Consider the following 18296-nt stretch of genomic DNA (forward strand, 5'->3'; position numbering starts at 1 on the left):
GTTTTATTGGATATTATTTTGTGTTTAGTTCAGCTAACAAAGTATCAACTTCTTTAGTATTCCAGGTCATTTCGGTACATATGACTTTGGCATCATTGGCATATTGCAAAGCTAATTTTTTGTCTTTGATTTTATTGTAAAGTTTCGCGAGGAGTAAATTTCCATCATAAGAATCATTAAGTTCTAAAGAATGTTTAACCCAGAAAATAGCTTTTTTAAGACTTTCGGTATCTTTAATATGTTTCAGGTACGTTTGCCCAATATCTTTTAAAAAGCTGGCATCATTCCAAACTAATTTCTGAGTATCTGCAAGCGTTACTTTTTTATAAAACTGCCATTTTTCAGTTCTTTCAGCCAAAGTCAAGTCAAATTTAAAAACTAAAGAATCTGTTTTCTGTAATCGAATTGATTTTGCTACTTCTCTTTGTTTATAATAGTTTACAGTATCTAAATTATCAACTAACGGGCGAAGTAATTCGGTTACAATACTTTCTATTTTCCGATCTACACGATTCTGTGAAGCCACAGCTGCAAATTCCTTTTGATGTTTTAAAACGTATTGAAATTCTCTTGAATTGATATCGGTCACCCCATTTGCAATAATTCTCCAATTGGTTTCGCTAAGCAACTGTGCGTCAGATTGCGTGCTGAGATAAGTATGTGTTGCAGGAGATAAATCGGTTCTGTCTTTTCCTTTTTTCAAAGTATTTAGGTAGGCAAAAAACTTTGTTGAATTACTTGGATCTGAGAGGAACTCTTTCTCTAAATAAGGTAATTGCATTTTTGAGTTCAAGGCATATTTTACCTCAGTCATGAACTCAGGCGTTTTCATTTCGCCTTTTAAAGCGTACAAAAGCGTTTCATTGGAATCCAAAAATAAAAAAGTAGGTAACGATTTGGTGTTGTATTTATTTTTTAGGGCTATTCCTTCTTCCTTCTCAATGTTTTTCCAGATACAAACATAATTTTCTTTTAAAAAGTCCATCACATTCGGGTCGTTAAAAACTTCTTTTTTCATCTGATTACAATGAGGACACCAATCAGCATAAAGCATTATAAAAATTGGTTTCTCCTCTGTTTTTGCCATTTCTACAGCTTTTTTATAGGGCGTATCATCAGGCACAAATTGATTCTGTGACTTTACGGTTTGTATTGAAATACAAAGCAAAAAAAGATAAATGAAACGCATAGGAAGTTTATTTTGATCAAAAAAATGCTTTTACAAATATATTTCCTTTTTCTAAAAACAGCCTTAATATCTTCCCAATTTATAAGTAAATCAAATACGAAGTTTGTAACTTTGTGGTATAAAATGAAATCTTCAAGTTTAGATTTTCTTTAAAAATAACACGTCACAAGAATGATTTACCCCAAAATACCGCTTGCTCAAAGCATTATCGAAATTTGTTTAGCAAAAGGAATTACCAATATTATTATTTCTCCGGGATCACGAAATGCGCCTTTAACGATAGGTTTTGCACAAAATCCTAATTTTACCTGTTATAGTATTGCAGACGAACGTTGTGCAGCTTTTTTTGCACTAGGTATTGCACAGCAAACTAAAATGCCAACGGCAATTGTTTGTACGTCAGGTTCAGCATTATTAAATTACTATCCGGCTGTGGCCGAAGCATTTTACAGTCAGATTCCTTTGATTGTAATTTCTGCAGATCGTCCACAAAGTAAGATAGACATAGGTGATGGGCAAACAATTCGTCAGGAGAATGTTTTTCAGAATCATTCCGTTTTCAACGCCAATTTAACTGAAGAAGCTTCAGAAGAAAATGATTTAAAAATCAATAAAGCTATCGAAACGGCGATTCTTCAAAAAGGTCCGGTTCATATCAATGCACCTTTTGAAGAACCTTTATATGAGACTGTTTCAGCGCTTTCTGTTCAGCCAAAAATCACACATTCAGAAGAAAGTATCGGAACAAAAACGATTGAAAACGTAGCCGATTTTGTTTCAATTTGGAATTCGGCCAAACGAAAATTAATCATGGTTGGCGTTAACGAGGCAAATGGTATCGATCAGGAAATTATCGACAATTTGGCACAAGATCCATCTGTTGTAGTCTTAACAGAAACGACTTCAAATCTGCATCATCCGGATTTTATTAATAGTATTGATACTTTAATTACACCGTTTGATGATGTTGATTTTAAAGAGCTTAATCCAGATGTTTTAGTGACTTTTGGTGGAATGATCGTATCTAAACGTATAAAAGGATTTTTGCGTAAGCATAAACCAAAAGAGCACTGGCATATTGATACTTTACGAGCTTACGATACCTTCAATGCCCTGACACAGCATTTTGTAATGCAACCCAACGATTTCTTTAAAGATTTGTTTTCAAAAACGGAACATACGAAAAGTAAATATGCCGAAAAAATTGGTACAATTTATAAATTTCGTAAAATCAGAAGAAATCAATATTTGGAAAAAATCCCTTTTTCGGATTTTAAGGTTTTTGAGAAAGTCATTGAATCGCTTCCTAAAGATAGTCAGCTTCAGATTAGTAATAGTTCAGCAATTCGATATGCGCAATTAATTCATATCGATCCTTCAATAGAAGTTTTTTGCAACAGAGGAACAAGTGGTATTGACGGCAGCACATCAACAGCAATTGGTGCATCAGTAGGAAGTCAAAAACAAAATGTCTTTATAACGGGAGATATTAGTTTCTTATATGACAGCAATGCTTTATGGAATGCTTATATCCCAAAAAACTTCAAAATTATTTTGATTAATAATGGAGGAGGAGGAATCTTCAGAATTTTACCGGGACATGAAGAAAAACCTGTTTTTAATACTTATTTTGAAACATCCCATCATTTAACTGCGGAACATCTGGCAAAAATGTATCAGTTTAATTATTTGACTGCTTTTGATACAGAATCATTAGAAACTAAAATTAAAGAATTATACACACAAGATGATACTCCGGCCATTTTGGAGATTTTCACACCAACTACAGAAAATGATATTGTTTTAAAACAATACTTTAAAGAGTTGAAATAATTTGTAAGTTAAATAGTGTTAAAATTATTCACGAATGCGTTTTTAATTTTACATTTGGCTGTATTAATATAACCAATATAAAATTATGAGCGCAAGAGAAGAATTGATCGCAAAGTATGCTGCTGATCTTAAAGAAAAATGTGGAGTTACGCCAAATATGGATTTGTTAACGAAAGTTACAATTGGCTGCGGGCCTTCTATTTATAATGCAGATTCGTCAACAGTAGCGGGATCTCAACGATCTGAATTGCATACTGTAAAGAAAAATTTTCTAATTAAGAAATTAGGTTTGACGGATAGTCCGGCATTAGATGAAGGAATTAACGCTATTTTAGAGAAATACGGTAAATCGAACAAAAATAAATACAGAGTTGTTGTATATTATTTGTTGACGTTGCACTTTAAAAAAGAGAGTGTTTATAATTAAACTTAAATGTCGATCTGATATAAAAAGCACTATTTATATGGTGCTTTTGCTTTTTAATTATTTAGAGAGTTTAAAATAAAGAGGAATTTTACTCTCTAATGTCAAACATTTTTCTTTGAACCATTTTCAAACTTCGTACATTTGCAGCTTAGAAACTTAGTTGCTTAGCAACTCAGAACCTCATTATAATGATTGAAATAGGAAAATACAATACACTTACCATATTACGTGATACCAAAGTTGGTTTATTTTTAGGAAATCCTGAAAAAGATCCTGAAGGAATTCACGATATATTATTACCCAATAAATACGTTCCAAACGAATTTGAAATAGGCGAAGAGCTTATAGTTTTTGTTTATTTAGACCACGAACAACGTCCGGTTGCTACTACATTAGAGCCTTATATTTTATTAAATGAATTTGCCTTATTGAGGGTAAATTACACCAATCAGGTTGGTGCTTTTATGGATTGGGGAATGGAGAAAGATATTCTGGTTCCGTTTAAAGAACAAGCGCGTCCAATGGAAAAAGGAAAGCGTTACCTGGTTTATCTTTATATGGATGAAAAAACCAATCGTTTGGTAGCTTCAAGTAAATTAAATCAATTTTTGTCCAACGATCAGCTTACTGTTGAAAAAGGAGAAGAAGTTGATTTGATTGTTTCTCATATTACTGAATTGGGAATCAATGTAATTATCAATGAAAGACATAAAGGTTTGTTATATAAAGATGAAGTTTATGATGACGCCATCAGAACTGGAGACAGAATGATCGGTTTTATTAAAAATATTCGTCCTGATAATAAAATTGACGTAGCTTTACAGGTACAAGGTTATCAAAGTATTGAACCAAATGCAGAGAAAATTTTAGATGAATTGCGCGCCAATCGTGGTTTTTTGAGACTAAATGATGCTTCACACCCAGAGGACATTAAAACAGTTTTAAAAATGAGTAAAAAGACCTTCAAAAAAGCAATTGGAGCTTTATATAAAGATAAACTTATTGAGATAAAAGAAGACGGAATCTATCTTGTCAAAGAAAACTAGAATTTATTCTGAAAGAATTTTTTATAACAAGAAAGGCTGCTCATTACAAGCAGCCTTTCTCTTTTTATTCAGTTTTAAAAAAAATTGTAATTAAAAAAAAACAGAAATAAAATTATTCGAATCCATTAAAAGAATAACAACTTTATGAATTTTAGGAGTTACCTTTCATCTGGTATGTCTTTAAACAATCAGTACGTTCATCTTAAAAGCAAAAAATAAATTTCACGGCTAATCCATTTGGTTGATAAAATAACTTATAGAATGTTTTGGTTAGCATTTTCCTCTTTTCGTAATCAATTTTATACTAATTACTTAAACAATTCTAGCATTTAACCTTAGGTGTTACTATCTCCTTCTTGAAGTTTTAACAAACGCATAAATCATTTGCTCATTAGTCAAAGGTTTACTAATAAAAACCGTAAAAAAATGAGCGACAAAATTTTTAATTTTTCTCAAAAAAAGTCATTTTTTAGGTTAATAATTCAGTGAAAGAAAATCAATCATAATTCAGTGAAATAAAATGTATCTCATTGATTTCTAGGGTGTAAAATTACTCAATTATTTTTGAAATCCAATGTTAAATATTGTTATTTTTTGTAAGTAAATACTATTTACCACGATCTGGTGATAATTTAGCGCAGACTTAAGCCGATTTGAGTAGGTAAAAATGTAAAAATGCTTTATTTTTACACTATAATTATTAAAATAAACAAATAGAAATGGATTGGATTACTGCCAAAGAATTTGAAGATATCACCTATAAAAAATGTAATGGAGTTGCAAGAATAGCGTTTAACAGACCTAATGTTCGAAATGCTTTCCGTCCAAAAACAACTTCAGAATTATACCAGGCTTTTTACGATGCACAAGAAGATACTTCGATAGGGGTAGTGTTACTTTCTGCTGAAGGACCATCAACAAAAGATGGTGTTTATTCTTTTTGCAGCGGTGGCGATCAAAATGCCCGTGGACACCAGGGTTATGTAGGTGAAGATGGACAACATCGTTTAAATATTCTTGAAGTGCAGCGTTTAATTCGTTTTATGCCAAAAGTGGTTATTGCGGTTGTTCCGGGTTGGGCAGTTGGTGGCGGACACAGTTTGCACGTGGTTTGCGATATGACTTTGGCTAGTAAAGAACATGCCATTTTCAAACAAACAGATGCTGATGTTACCAGTTTTGACGGTGGTTACGGATCAGCTTATTTAGCGAAAATGGTGGGGCAGAAAAAAGCACGTGAGATTTTCTTTTTAGGAAGAAATTATTCAGCTCAGGAAGCAATGGATATGGGAATGGTAAATGCTGTTATTCCACATGAGGAATTGGAAACAACTGCTTACGAATGGGCCCAGGAAATTCTTCAAAAATCGCCAACATCTATAAAAATGCTAAAATTCGCGATGAACCTTACAGACGATGGAATGGTAGGACAGCAGGTTTTTGCCGGAGAAGCAACTCGTTTAGCTTATATGACAGAAGAAGCAAAAGAAGGAAGAAATGCTTTCTTAGAAAAAAGAAAACCGAATTTTGGAGAAAATAAATGGTTACCATAATAATTTTAGATTTTTGATTGCAGATTTTAGATTTATCTTAAAATCTGCGATTTAAATTCAGAAATAACAATCTAAAATCTTAACTCTAAAATCTAAAATTAAAATAAATGAAACATTGGATTGAAGCCGCCAGACTGCGCACATTGCCTTTATCAGTTTCCGGAATTATAGTAGGAAGTATATACGCCTTATCAAACCCAACAGCGACCATTAATACACCAACTGAAGTTTTCAGCTGGAAAATTTTTGGTTTTGCACTTTTAACTACACTTGGTTTACAGGTTTTATCCAATTTTGCAAATGATTATGGTGATGGTGTAAAAGGTACCGATAACGCTGATCGAGTTGGACCACAACGTGCTATTCAGAGTGGAGTGATTACGCCTCAGGCTATGAAAAAAGCCATAATAATTACTTCAGTACTGACTTTACTATCTGCTATTGTATTGATTTATTTTGCTTTTGGAGAAAGTAATTTTGGTTATTCGATCTTCTTCTTATTGTTGGGAATCGCTGCAATTGTATCAGCAATTCGTTATACAGTAGGAAATTCAGCTTACGGGTATAAAGGTTTTGGAGATCTTTTTGTTTTTATCTTTTTCGGATTAGTAAGTACTTTAGGGGTTAACTTTTTATATTCAAAAGAAGTAGATCCGCTTTTAATTTTACCTGCAATTTCTATCGGATTATTGAGTGTTGGGGTTTTAAATCTGAACAATATGCGTGATGAAGAATCAGACAAAAAATCAGGCAAAAATACTATTGTAGTCCAAATGGGAGGTGCAAAAGCTAAAATTTATCATTTTTCGTTAATCATTACAGCAATGATTTTGGTAATAATTTTTGCCATTTTAAGCGATTATCGATTTGATCAATATTTATTTTTATTGGCTTATATTCCTTTAACTAAACATTTAATTACAGTTTCTAAAAACCAAAATCCTAAGCTTTTAGATCCGGAATTAAAAAAATTGGCATTAAGTACATTTTTGCTTTCTTTATTGTTAACAGTGTGTATGATTTCATTGATTTCAGACATTTTTGTTAATCTTTTCATGGGCGGAAGATAAAATCAAGGTTCAACTCTAAATTTTATAAAAATGAAAATTACATTCTACGGACACGCTTCTCTAGGTATCGAAGTTGGAGGAAAACATATTATTGTTGATCCTTTTATTACCGGAAATCCTCAGGCTGCGTCAATTGATATAAATACATTAAAAGCAGATTATATTTTGCTTACACATGCACATGGTGATCACGTTTTAGACGTCGATAATATTGCAAATCGTACAAACGCTGTAATTGTTTCTAATGCAGAAATAACAAGCTATTATGCCAAACTAGGCCACAACGCACACCCAATGAATCATGGCGGAAGCTGGAAATTCGATTTTGGAAAAGTAAAATATGTAAACGCAATTCACTCAAGTTCTTTCCCTGACGGAAGTTATGGAGGAAACCCGGGTGGTTTTGTAATTGAAAGCGAGCATAAAAACATTTACATTGCCGGAGATACTGCGCTTACAATGGATATGAAACTGATTCCGATGCGAACTAAACTTGATTTAGCAATTCTTCCAATCGGAAATAATTTCACCATGGATGTTGAAGATGCTATTATCGCTTCTGATTTTCTTGAATGCGATAAAATCTTAGGGTATCATTTTGATACTTTCGGCTACATCGAAATCAATCACGAAGAATCAATCCGTAAATTTTTCGATAAAGGAAAAGATTTAATGCTTTTGGAAATTGGAGAATCAATTGAATTATAGGTAATTGTCATTCTGAACGGAGTCGAAGAATAAGGAGCTAATCCCGCTATCCGCTATATCTTTTGTGGTGAACCCCACCACAAAAGGATATCGTTTCTATCGGGGCTAGGACAATCATTTTCAAAAGAAAAAGATGTTGTAGATCATTGAATAAACGAAATAAATGCTATCAGAATAATATTAAATTTAAAATTTCTTCATCTACTTACTTTATCAATCCTAAAACAAGTTGTTATAATGAATTTAAAAAAATTAGCATTTACTCTTTTAATTGTAATATCTTATAATACCTATGCACAAAAATGTTCCTGTGAAGATAATTTTAATTGGTTAAAGAAAAATTTCGAAGAAAATGATGCCGGTTTTCAATATGTAATTGATCAGAAAGGATTGATCGAATATCAAAATCATAGTGCTCTTTTTGCTAAAAAAATCAAAAAAATAAACGACCTTAAAGAATGCAGAACCATCCTTTTGGACTGGCTTCATTTTTTCAGGCCTGCCCATTTATCATTAGAAATAAATCAGGATTACGTAAATAAGACAGCTTCACAAACTAAAACTGAACCTGCTAAAAACTGGGAGAGACTTCAAATAACGGAGGAAGAATTAAAAAGCAGAACATCAAAAAATACTCAACCAACATTTGAAGGAATTTGGTATTCACCTCCTTATACAATTGGTGTTGCAAAAGTAAATGATGAATTTATTGGTTATGTTTTAGACGTAAAAGGAACTAAGTGGTCGCAATATCAGGTAAAATTTAAGATAAAGCAAAATTTAGATCAAACATACAGTGCTGTGTATTTTATGGGAGATTTTTCATCTCAAAAATTTAGCAATGTTCAGCTTATTGGAAGCAACTTTTTAAAAATTGGATTTATTTCGCTAAAAAGAGTTTTCCCAAATAATTTTAAAGAGGATTCAGATATTACAAATTATTTAGAATCCTTAACAGCTCAACAGCCTTTTATTAAAGAAATATCACGTAAAAGTGTTTTGTTAAGAATTCCTTCATTCAATTATTCTAATAAGAAAGTTGTTGACAGTATACTTGTTGCCAATAATAAACTGATTCTTTCCAAAGAAAACTTAATAATTGATTTAAGAAATAACGGTGGCGGATCAGATGCCACTTTTCAAAAAATAATTCCTTATTTATATACAAATCCAATTAGAACTGTTGGTGTTGAGTTCTTGTCTACTGTTCAGAACAATAAAAGAATGGAAGATTTTATGGCAGATCCAGATTGGTCAGCTGAAGAAAAGGACTGGGCAAAAAAGGGATTAGAAAAATTAAATAGTAATTTGGGTAAATTCGTAAACCTGGAAGAAAAAGCTGTTGATGAACATCGGTTAGATTCCATTTCCGTTTATCCAAAAAATGTAGCGATCATTGTTAATGAAAATAATGGAAGTACAACTGAACAATTTTTATTGACTGCAAAGCAAAGCAAAAAAGTAAAGCTTTTTGGTACTACAACTGAAGGTGTTCTGGATATTTCGAATATGTATTTTATTGATTTTCCGTGTAAGGATTTAAAGCTTGGATACTCACTTTCAAAAAGTTTAAGAATTCCAGGCATGCAAATTGATGGAAAAGGAATTCAGCCTGATTATTATATTGATAAATCAATCCCTGATCAGGAGTGGCTGAAATTTACAGAAAACATATTAAACGTAAACTAGTTAATTGTACTAAAAATTGCGATGATGAATTTAAAAAAAATTGCCCTTTTTCTTTTAATTACAGTTTCATACAACACTTTTGCTCAAAAAGATGGTTATTGGGACAAGGAACGCGCCACTACTAAAGAAATTATCGTTTCTGCCCGTGACCGAATTACTTTAAAAACAGAAGATCTTCCTGTAGGAACCACAGAAATCGTGTACCGAATTACACTTTTAGACGAAAACCAGCAAATGGCAAACAGTCTGGTTTCTGTATTGAAAGCGATTCCAGATCCAACCGGAATTAGTCAGGGTTCTGCCGGAGCTGTTTTTTTAATGTCAAAGATTTCCGGTGATGACAATTGCACTTATGCACTTTTTACTTCAGAGGAAAATGCAAAAAAATATATCGATGACGGAAAAACGGACAAATCTTGCTACGCACAAGTAAACGAAGTAAGCAAGGATGCAAAACGCTTATCATTAGACAAATCTTCTTGTTTAGGACAAGATATCAGTACAATTTGGTTTGGTTTCCACAGTAAAAACTGGCTTTTGAACCAAAAAATTGTTTTGGAAGTTGTGCCCTGGGTTGACACCAAATTAAACCGTGGTTGGAATCAGGATAACAAAAACGAAATTATCAGCTTATGCAAAACATCAACAATGGCACAAAAAATGGCCAATTCTGATGATTTTTGTGTTTGTATTTTAGATAAAATTATAAAGCAATATCGTTATACAGAATTTCAAAAACTATTGCCAATCGAAAAAAATAAAGTCTATAAAGATTTTGGAAATGCTTGTTACAAGGATGCCGATATCTCTAAAAACGTTTATAACGATTTAAGAACTCAGGCCTCGACTTTAATCAAGCTTCAAAAATACAACGAAGCAATTCAGAAACTAAATACCATTATTAACGACGGAAAAGCAACGGCGATTGATTATGGTTCTATTGGCTACTGCTATATTTTGACTAAACAATATGCAAAAGCAATTAAATTCCTTAAAGAAGGTGAAAAATTAGATGATACTGAATTGTTAGTAAAACTAAATTTAGCCCACGTTTATTTGGTTAGTGATGATTACAGTGAAGCAAAAGTAATCTACAAAAAATACCAAACACAAAACGTAACAGACAGTTTAAGCTGGAAAGACAAAACAAAAAAGGACTTTGAACTTTTTCAAAAAGCCGGATTACCATCAAAAGACTTCGAAAAAGTATTGAAGCTCTATAATTAAAATGTTTTCACCATATAAGTGATATAAGTTCATTTAAATGTAGTATGGTGAGCGCTGCAGAACATAAAAAGTTTATTTTGGTTTTCTTATATTCCTTTTAAGTTTTAATTTTTATAAAGTCAAACTTAAATTTTCTTATATCACTTATATGGTGAAAAAAAATTAAATAATGAAAGCAAGTTACCATAAATACATGCTCGAATTTAAACGTCCTTCGGGCACGTCGCGAGGCATTATGACTGAAAAAGAAACCTGGTTTATTGTTCTTGAAGAAAATGGTAAAAAGGGAATAGGTGAGTGTGGTATTTTGCGTGGCTTAAGCGCTGATGATCGTGATGATTATGAACAAAAACTCAGTTGGGTGTGTCAGAATATTCTTTTAGGAGAAATTGCACTTTGGGAAGCTATGCTGGAATTTCCTTCAATACAATTTGGTATTGAAATGGCTTTTTTATCCCTTAAAAGTGAAAACCCATATCTTTTATTTCCTTCCAATTTTACGAATAATTCTGAATCAATTGTTATAAACGGCTTGGTTTGGATGGGTGAAGCTTCTTTTATGAAAGACCAAATAGAAGAGAAGTTAGAACAAGGTTTTGATTGTATAAAACTAAAAATTGGCGCAATAGATTTCCAGAAAGAACTAGAATTATTACAATTTATAAGAAACCATTTTTCAGCAGAACAAATTGAAATAAGGGTTGATGCCAATGGTGCTTTTGCTTTGAATGAAGCTTTAGATAAGCTAAATCAATTAAAAGTATTTCAGCTACATAGTATTGAACAGCCAATAAAGAAAGGGAACGTTTCAGCTATGGCTGAATTACGCAAAACAACACCTATTCCAATTGCATTGGATGAAGAATTAATAGGTATATTTTCAATAGAAGAAAAAGAAGCATTGCTTCAAAAAATCCAACCGCAATATATTATTCTGAAGCCAAGTTTTGTTGGCGGTTTTAGAGGAACACAAGAATGGATTGATTTAGCGAATAAATACAATATTGGTTGGTGGATAACCTCGGCCCTAGAAAGCAATATTGGACTTAATGCAATCGCACAATGGACTTTTACCTTAAACTCAAAAATGCCTCAGGGTTTGGGCACAGGAGCGCTTTATACAAACAATTTCGATTGTCCGCTTGAAGTTTCAAAAGGTCAATTATGGTACAACACAACTAAAAACTGGAATTCTGATCTTTTAGAAAAAATATAAAGTTTCAGATAGAGTTAAGCGTTACAAAGGGAAAAAAAACTCTGTTCCTTTGCAACTCTAAGCCTTTGAGTCCGTTTTCTCACTCTTTCCCACCACGTAATCCGGCTTGCCAGTCTTTGAGTTCCTGCCATTTACCTTCATAAGCCATTAGTGCTTGTTTTGCCCAGGTACTTGGGTTGTGGATAGCGTAATTTTCTCCACCGGCATCTAAAATTGCCTGTAATTTTTCGGTAGATGTTTCAGACAAATCGTGCCAGGTTGTTATTCCGGCAGCATTGAACAAAGCTTCAATTTTTGGTCCAATTCCCTCTACAATTTTTAGGTCGTTTTCTTTTACTTTTTTACCAAAGATAGTTTTTGCCAGAGCGGTATCAAACAGAAAAGTTTGTGCTATCTGGAGTGTAGCTGGCTTCTTTTTGCTTGGTTTTGCTTTCTTTTCTGCTAAATCTGCTTCTAAAGATGAAATTCTTACAGTTAAACTTTTTGTATGTGTTTTACAGGCATCTAATTCTGATTGCAAAGAGGAGGCAAGGGAATGTTCCGATTTTGATGACGCTTTCTTACCTAAAAAATAACCTAAAATTCCAAAGATTAGCCCTGTTAATACAGGGATTACTATACAAGATATATCCATGATCATAAGTTTTTGATTGAATATTTCACTTATCGTTCGGACTTAAGAATGAGGTTAAATCCCTATCAAATTTAACAAATAAATAAATACAGAACCTCGCATTGATCCGTTAATTATTTGTTATTGTTCTGGTTTTAAGTGTTTTATATTAACATCAATTTATCAGGCAGGAAAGAGATCACCATTTAAAAACTGGATTTAATTAAGTAACTTGCATTAAATTAATTACAGTATTAAAATGATAGAAATTGAAAGAAAGTTTCTTGTAAAATCTAGTGATTTTAAAGAACAGGCTTTTGCTCAAAATCAAATTGCGCAAGGTTATTTAAGCTCTCTTCCAGAGCGAACTGTGCGTGTTAGAATTAAAGGAAAAAAAGGCTTTCTTACTATTAAGGGAATTGGTCATCAGGGTGGTATGTCCCGATTTGAATGGGAAAACGAGATTCCGCTTGATGAAGCGCAGGAATTGCTAAAATTATGCGAAAAGGGAAAAATTGAAAAAACACGTTTTGAAATAAAATCAGGAAAACATGTTTTTGAAGTTGATGAGTTTTACGGTGAAAATGAAGGACTGATTATGGCTGAAATTGAACTGGACTCTGAAACCGAATCTTTTGAGAAACCAGATTGGCTTGGAGAAGAAGTGACAAATGACGAACGTTATTACAACGCATATTTGAGTAAAAAGCCTTTTAAAACCTGGGAAAAATAATAAATCTATGGCAGAATATGATTTGATAATTGTCGGTGGCGGTCCGATTGGACTGGCTTGCGCAATTGAAGCTCAAAAGAAAAATTTACGATATTTAGTTATAGAAAAAGGTGCGATTGTAAATAGCATTTTCAATTATCCGTTATATATGACTTTCTTCTCAACAGCCGAGAGATTAGAAATTGGAGATATCCCTTTTAATTGTCTGGCACCAAAACCAGGCCGTCAGGAAGCTTTGGAGTACTACCGAAATATTCATCGTTATTTTAATTTTTCAATTCATTTGTTCGAAAAAGTGATTAGTGTTCAAAAACAAGAAAACTCAATTTTCAAGATTGTTTCAGATAAGAATTCATACGAAACTAAAAATGTAGTAATTGCAACAGGTTTTTATGATATTCCGATTGATATGAACGTAAAAGGCGAGGAGTTATCAAAAGTGCGTCATTATTACAAAGAGGCCCATGAATACGCTTTCAGAAATATTTTAATTGTCGGCGCTAATAATTCTTCTGTGGATGCAGCTTTGGAATGTTGGAGGAAAGGAGCAAATGTTACAATGGTTATTCGCAAAAACGAAATCAACAACAGAGTAAAATATTGGGTAAAACCAGATATCGAAAACCGAATTGCTGAAGGAAGTATTAAAGCTTATTTCGAATCCAATATCACTGAAATTAGGAAAAATGAAGTCGAAATTGAAACGCCAAACGGAAAAGTAAGCATTGAAAATGATTTTGTTTTAGCTTTGACAGGATATAAACCAGATTTGACTTTCCTTGAAAAAATGGGCATACAGCTTTCTGAAGATGAATTAAAAATACCAACATATAATCCGGAAACAATGGAAACAAATGTTGAAGGATTGTTTTTGGCTGGAGTAGTTTGTGGCGGAATGCAAACACATAAGTGGTTTATAGAAAACTCCCGCGTTCATGCCAATATGATCGTCGATTTTATAACTTCTAAATAGAAAAATTTGCCACAGATTAAAGGATTTAATTGATTAATCATTGAAATCTTTTAATCTGTGGCAAAATAGATTAAGAACTACAAGAAAGCATAGAACAACCTACTTTTGAGCGTGCCCAATCTGGTCGTTTTGCAAACCATTTTTCTGATTCAGGTTGTTCATCATATGGTTTTTGTAATACTAAGTACAATTCATTTATTAGAGAATAATCACCCTTGTCTGCCTCATCAATAGCCAGTTGTGCCATATAATTTCGCAATACATATTTAGGATTAATTTGATTCATCTTTTCAGAACGAACTTTATCTGAAAGCTCTTCCTGATTTAATCTTTGAAGATATATAGAAAACCACTTCTTCCAGGCATCCAAAATATTTCCAGTAATTTCTTCCGGTAAATAGAAAGAATCCTGAATCTTTTCTATTGCATTTTCAGCTGAATCTGTTTTTATAACCTTGCTTAAATTTCTAAAAAAGATAGTCATATCCGTTTCAGATAATTGTAAAACTGCTTCCAAACCTTCACTTAACTTACCGTCAGTTTCAGTTGAAGTAAATAATCCTAACTTACTTAAAAACATTTCTTTATAATCAGCTTCGAAATCATTTATATAGGATTCCAATATCTTTTCTAAAGGCTCTGCTTCATTAACTAACGGGTAAAGCGCATTGGCTAGCTGATACAAATTCCATTGTGCAACCTGAGGCTGATTTCCAAATCTATATCGTCTGTTTTGACTATCCGTTGTATTGGGAGTCCAATTTGGATCGTAGTTTTCTAGCCAGCCATAAGGTCCATAATCGATCGTTAGTCCATGAATCGACATATTATCCGTATTCATAACACCATGTACAAAACCAACACGTTGCCAATCGACAATCATTTTGTGTGTACTGTCCGCAACAGTTTTAAAGAACTGTACATATTGCTCTTTAGGTTCTCCTTTAATCTCAGGAAAATAATGTTTGATAGTATACTCAACAAACTCTTTTAGATTTTTCAGTTCGTTTCGTGCAGTAAGCATTTCAAAACTTCCAAAACGTATGAAAGATGGTGCTACACGACAAACAATCGCTCCTTTTTCGTAAGCCGGATTTCCATTGTACAAAACATCTCGCAATACCTGATCTCCAGATAAAATAAGGGAAAGCGATCGGGTAGTAGGAACTCCAAGGTAATACATCGCCTCAGCGCATAAATATTCTCGTATTGAAGAACGTAAAACGGCCAAACCATCTGCAGTTCTGGAATAAGGAGTTTTTCCTGCACCTTTTAATTGCAGGGTAAAAAACTTATTATTGTGTTCAACTTCCGTTAGATTAATTGCACGACCGTCGCCTAATTGTCCAGCCCAATTCCCAAATTGATGACCTGCATAACACATAGCATACGGACGTGTTTCAGGAAGAATTTCTTTTCCTGAAAAGGCATTCAAAAATTCTTCTGATAGAATCTCATCTTTTGTTATTCCAACCCTTTCGGCCACTTCCTTAGAGGCATGAATTAATGTTGGATTTGAAGGCTTTGTTGGATTAACATAGGAAAACAACGTATTCTTAACCTGACGAATTTCATTAGTTTCATCAGGATCTGCAGGTAGTTGAGCTGTAAATCTATTATGTACTTTTAAATTTTTCATTGTGGTCTTTTTTATGCCACAGATTAAGAGATTTAATTTTTAAATCTGTGGCAAAACTTTTAATTAGTCAATTAATCGATCTGCGTACATTTTTTTTAATTTCTGTACTTTCGGATCAATTACGATTTGACAGTAACGGGCATCCTGATTGTTGTTATAATAGTTTTGATGATCTTCTTCAGCTTCATAAAACACTTCAAAGGCTGTTAATTCTGTTACAACAGGATCCTCATAAAAAGGTTTTACTTCTTCTAAAACCTTTTCTGCTATCGCCTTTTGTTCTGCATCGTGATATAAAACGATGGAACGGTATTGTGTTCCTACATCAGCTCCCTGACGGTTTAATGTTGTTGGATCGTGACTTGTCATGAATATAAAAATCAAGTCATGATATGAAATTATGTCAGGGTTGAAAGTAACTTGTATGACCTCGGCGTGACCGGTTCTGCCAGTACATACCTCACGATACGGAGGATTTTTAATAAAACCTCCTGAATAACCTGATTTTAAAGATTCTACACCATTTAAACGCTGAATCACAGCTTCAATACACCAAAAACATCCACCACCAAAAGTAGCTACTGATAAATTTCCCATAGAATAGTATTGTTAAGTTTTACATGCCCTATTAATCCGATAGAATATTATGATAATTTGTTAAAAAAATCACATTTTAGTTAAATATACTAATCAGTTATTGAATGTTTGAAGTTTACAATTGATAAATTCGCAATTTTACAAAAAAGCAATTATATTTGCATCAAACTCAGGCATACTAATGAATAGCAAAAATAATACCATCACTTTAGAAACTTATTTTCAGGATTTTCGTAAAAATATCGTTGGAATTAATCAGGAATTTACGTCTCCGTACGGCAAAAAACAGATTATTTATACGGATTGGACTGCCAGCGGAAGGTTATATCGACCAATTGAGGAGAAACTTCTTAATGATTTCGGACCTTTTGTAGCGAATACACATACGGAAACCACTGTGTCAGGTACTGCCATGACAAAAGCTTACCATCATGCCAGAAATATTATTAAACGTCATGCCAATGCGAATCAGGATGATGTTTTAATTACCGATGGAACTGGAATGACAGGTGTTATCAATAAGTTCCAACGTATTTTGGGGTTAAAAATCCCTGAAAATCTTAAAAATTTTACAAACGTTCCAGCAGAAAAGAAACCTGTTGTTTTTATTTCTCATATGGAACATCATTCTAATCAAACATCTTGGTTAGAGACTATTGCAGATGTTGAAATTATTCCATCGTGCGAAAAAGGTCTTTTTAGTCTGGAAAATTTAGCTGAATTATTAGAGAAATATAATACTCGAACAATAAAAATTGCATCAATTACTTCCTGTTCAAATGTTACGGGTTTGAAAACTCCTTTTCATGAAGCAGCAAAATTAATGCATCAACACAATGGAGTTTGTTTTGTAGATTTTGCCTGTTCAGGACCTTATGTAGAAATTGATATGCATCCTTCAGATCCTGAAGCGTATTTGGATGCTGTTTTCTTTTCGCCTCATAAATTCTTGGGTGGTCCCGGAACTTCTGGTGTTTTGATTTTCAATAAAAAATTATACAATAATATGATTCCGGATTGTCCTGGAGGAGGAACAGTAAGCTGGACAAATCCTTGGGGAGAACATAAATATATTGACAATATTGAGGATCGTGAAGATGGTGGAACTCCCGGATTTCTGCAGGTTATTAAAACGGCCTTAGCAATTGAGTTAAAGGAAGAAATGGGGATTGAAAATATTCTGCAACGTGAGCACGAAATCGTTGATTATGTTTTTGAAACATTGGAACCGGTTGAGAATATTAAAATTTTGGCAGGACAACATAAAAATCGTTTGGGAGTAGTTTCTTTCTTTATTGAAAATCTACATTTTAATTTAGGAGTGAAATTATTAAATGATAAATTCGGAATCCAGACCAGAGGCGGATGCAGTTGTGCAGGTACTTATGGTCACTTTCTATTGCATGTTGATCAGGAAACTTCGAATAAACTGGTTAATGAAATCACGATTGGCGATTTAATCAAAAAACCGGGATGGATTAGAATGTCAATTCACCCGACTACTACAGATAAGGAAATCGCTTATGTTTGTGACAGTATTAAAGACCTGGCTAAAAATCACGAAACATGGGCTTTAGATTATGCTTATAATAATAAAACCAATGAATTTGTGCATAAGAATGCTACTTCATTTGAAGATGAATTGGTTGCCGGCTGGTTTAAATCTTAATGTTGGATTTTTTAACCACAAAGTGCACTAACGTTTTTTTATATAGCTGATGAATATAAAACACAAAGCTCACAAAGCTGTTGCAACAATAGATTTTATAAAATATGACCCCGA

The 18296-nt window shown here is 33.0% G+C and carries 16 protein-coding genes; 12 read left to right on the forward strand and 4 right to left on the reverse strand.

Annotated features, from left to right (window positions below; translation table 11 throughout):
* Positions 1 to 13: 13 nt before the first annotated feature.
* Positions 14 to 1189, reverse strand: coding sequence for a thioredoxin fold domain-containing protein (locus tag IRZ99_RS19230; protein WP_194658903.1), 1176 nt, complete (start codon positions 1187 to 1189; stop codon positions 14 to 16).
* A gap of 171 nt (positions 1190 to 1360) precedes the next feature.
* Between IRZ99_RS19230 and menD the strand changes: the two genes are divergently transcribed.
* The 9 genes from menD to IRZ99_RS19275 all read left to right on the forward strand — a co-directional run bounded on the left by menD (position 1361) and on the right by IRZ99_RS19275 (position 11958).
* Positions 1361 to 3022: a 2-succinyl-5-enolpyruvyl-6-hydroxy-3-cyclohexene-1-carboxylic-acid synthase gene (gene menD / locus IRZ99_RS19235; RefSeq protein ID WP_194658904.1), complete on the forward strand. Its 1662-nt coding sequence runs from the start codon at positions 1361 to 1363 to the stop codon at positions 3020 to 3022.
* An 85-nt stretch (positions 3023 to 3107) separates the two neighbouring features.
* The gene (locus IRZ99_RS19240; protein WP_194658906.1) at positions 3108 to 3449 is read left to right on the forward strand and encodes a DUF2853 family protein; all 342 of its coding nucleotides are present in this window, start codon (positions 3108 to 3110) and stop codon (positions 3447 to 3449) included.
* A 188-nt stretch (positions 3450 to 3637) separates the two neighbouring features.
* Positions 3638 to 4495 carry a S1 RNA-binding domain-containing protein gene (locus tag IRZ99_RS19245; protein WP_194658908.1) on the forward strand — a complete coding sequence of 286 codons (858 nt, stop codon included), beginning with the start codon at positions 3638 to 3640 and terminating at the stop codon, positions 4493 to 4495.
* 719 nt (positions 4496 to 5214) lie between these two features.
* Positions 5215 to 6048, forward strand: coding sequence for a 1,4-dihydroxy-2-naphthoyl-CoA synthase (locus tag IRZ99_RS19250; protein ID WP_194658910.1), 834 nt, complete (start codon positions 5215 to 5217; stop codon positions 6046 to 6048).
* A gap of 107 nt (positions 6049 to 6155) precedes the next feature.
* Positions 6156 to 7118: a 1,4-dihydroxy-2-naphthoate octaprenyltransferase gene (menA, locus tag IRZ99_RS19255; protein ID WP_194658912.1), complete on the forward strand. Its 963-nt coding sequence runs from the start codon at positions 6156 to 6158 to the stop codon at positions 7116 to 7118.
* 30 nt (positions 7119 to 7148) lie between these two features.
* Complete coding sequence (locus IRZ99_RS19260) at positions 7149 to 7826, forward strand: metal-dependent hydrolase (protein ID WP_194658914.1); 678 nt, start codon at positions 7149 to 7151, stop codon at positions 7824 to 7826.
* Positions 7827 to 8063: 237 nt separating this feature from the next.
* Positions 8064 to 9515, forward strand: a complete 1452-nt coding sequence (locus IRZ99_RS19265; RefSeq protein ID WP_194658916.1) for a S41 family peptidase — start codon at positions 8064 to 8066, stop codon at positions 9513 to 9515.
* Between the two features lie 24 nt (positions 9516 to 9539).
* Positions 9540 to 10742, forward strand: coding sequence for a M48 family metallopeptidase (locus tag IRZ99_RS19270; protein WP_194658918.1), 1203 nt, complete (start codon positions 9540 to 9542; stop codon positions 10740 to 10742).
* Positions 10743 to 10911: 169 nt separating this feature from the next.
* On the forward strand, positions 10912 to 11958 hold the full coding sequence (locus IRZ99_RS19275) for an o-succinylbenzoate synthase (RefSeq protein WP_194658920.1): 1047 nt from the start codon (positions 10912 to 10914) through the stop codon (positions 11956 to 11958).
* A 79-nt stretch (positions 11959 to 12037) separates the two neighbouring features.
* Here the strand turns inward: IRZ99_RS19275 and IRZ99_RS19280 are convergent, their stop codons facing one another.
* Positions 12038 to 12592, reverse strand: coding sequence for a hypothetical protein (locus IRZ99_RS19280; protein ID WP_194658922.1), 555 nt, complete (start codon positions 12590 to 12592; stop codon positions 12038 to 12040).
* A gap of 238 nt (positions 12593 to 12830) precedes the next feature.
* On the opposite strand from IRZ99_RS19280, the gene IRZ99_RS19285 reads away from it, so the two are divergent.
* Both IRZ99_RS19285 and IRZ99_RS19290 read left to right on the forward strand, forming a co-directional pair.
* Positions 12831 to 13304: a CYTH domain-containing protein gene (locus tag IRZ99_RS19285; RefSeq protein ID WP_194658923.1), complete on the forward strand. Its 474-nt coding sequence runs from the start codon at positions 12831 to 12833 to the stop codon at positions 13302 to 13304.
* Between the two features lie 7 nt (positions 13305 to 13311).
* Positions 13312 to 14277 (forward strand): YpdA family putative bacillithiol disulfide reductase, encoded by a 966-nt coding sequence (locus IRZ99_RS19290; protein WP_194658925.1) that lies wholly within the window; start codon positions 13312 to 13314, stop codon positions 14275 to 14277.
* A gap of 70 nt (positions 14278 to 14347) precedes the next feature.
* Here IRZ99_RS19290 and IRZ99_RS19295 read toward each other — a convergent pair whose 3' ends face one another.
* Together IRZ99_RS19295 and msrA are read right to left on the reverse strand one after the other, a co-directional pair.
* Entirely contained in the window at positions 14348 to 15916 is a 1569-nt protein-coding gene (locus tag IRZ99_RS19295; RefSeq protein ID WP_194658927.1) for a YdiU family protein, read from the reverse strand.
* 63 nt (positions 15917 to 15979) lie between these two features.
* The gene (msrA, locus tag IRZ99_RS19300) at positions 15980 to 16513 is read right to left on the reverse strand and encodes a peptide-methionine (S)-S-oxide reductase MsrA (RefSeq protein WP_194658929.1); all 534 of its coding nucleotides are present in this window, start codon (positions 16511 to 16513) and stop codon (positions 15980 to 15982) included.
* Positions 16514 to 16694: 181 nt separating this feature from the next.
* Here msrA and IRZ99_RS19305 point away from each other — a divergent pair, with 181 nt between their 5' ends.
* Entirely contained in the window at positions 16695 to 18182 is a 1488-nt protein-coding gene (locus tag IRZ99_RS19305) for an aminotransferase class V-fold PLP-dependent enzyme (protein WP_194658932.1), read from the forward strand.
* Positions 18183 to 18296 lie beyond the last annotated feature (114 nt).

The sequence above is a fragment of the Flavobacterium sp. LC2016-12 genome (assembly GCF_015351595.1).
GTDB lineage: Bacteria > Bacteroidota > Bacteroidia > Flavobacteriales > Flavobacteriaceae > Flavobacterium.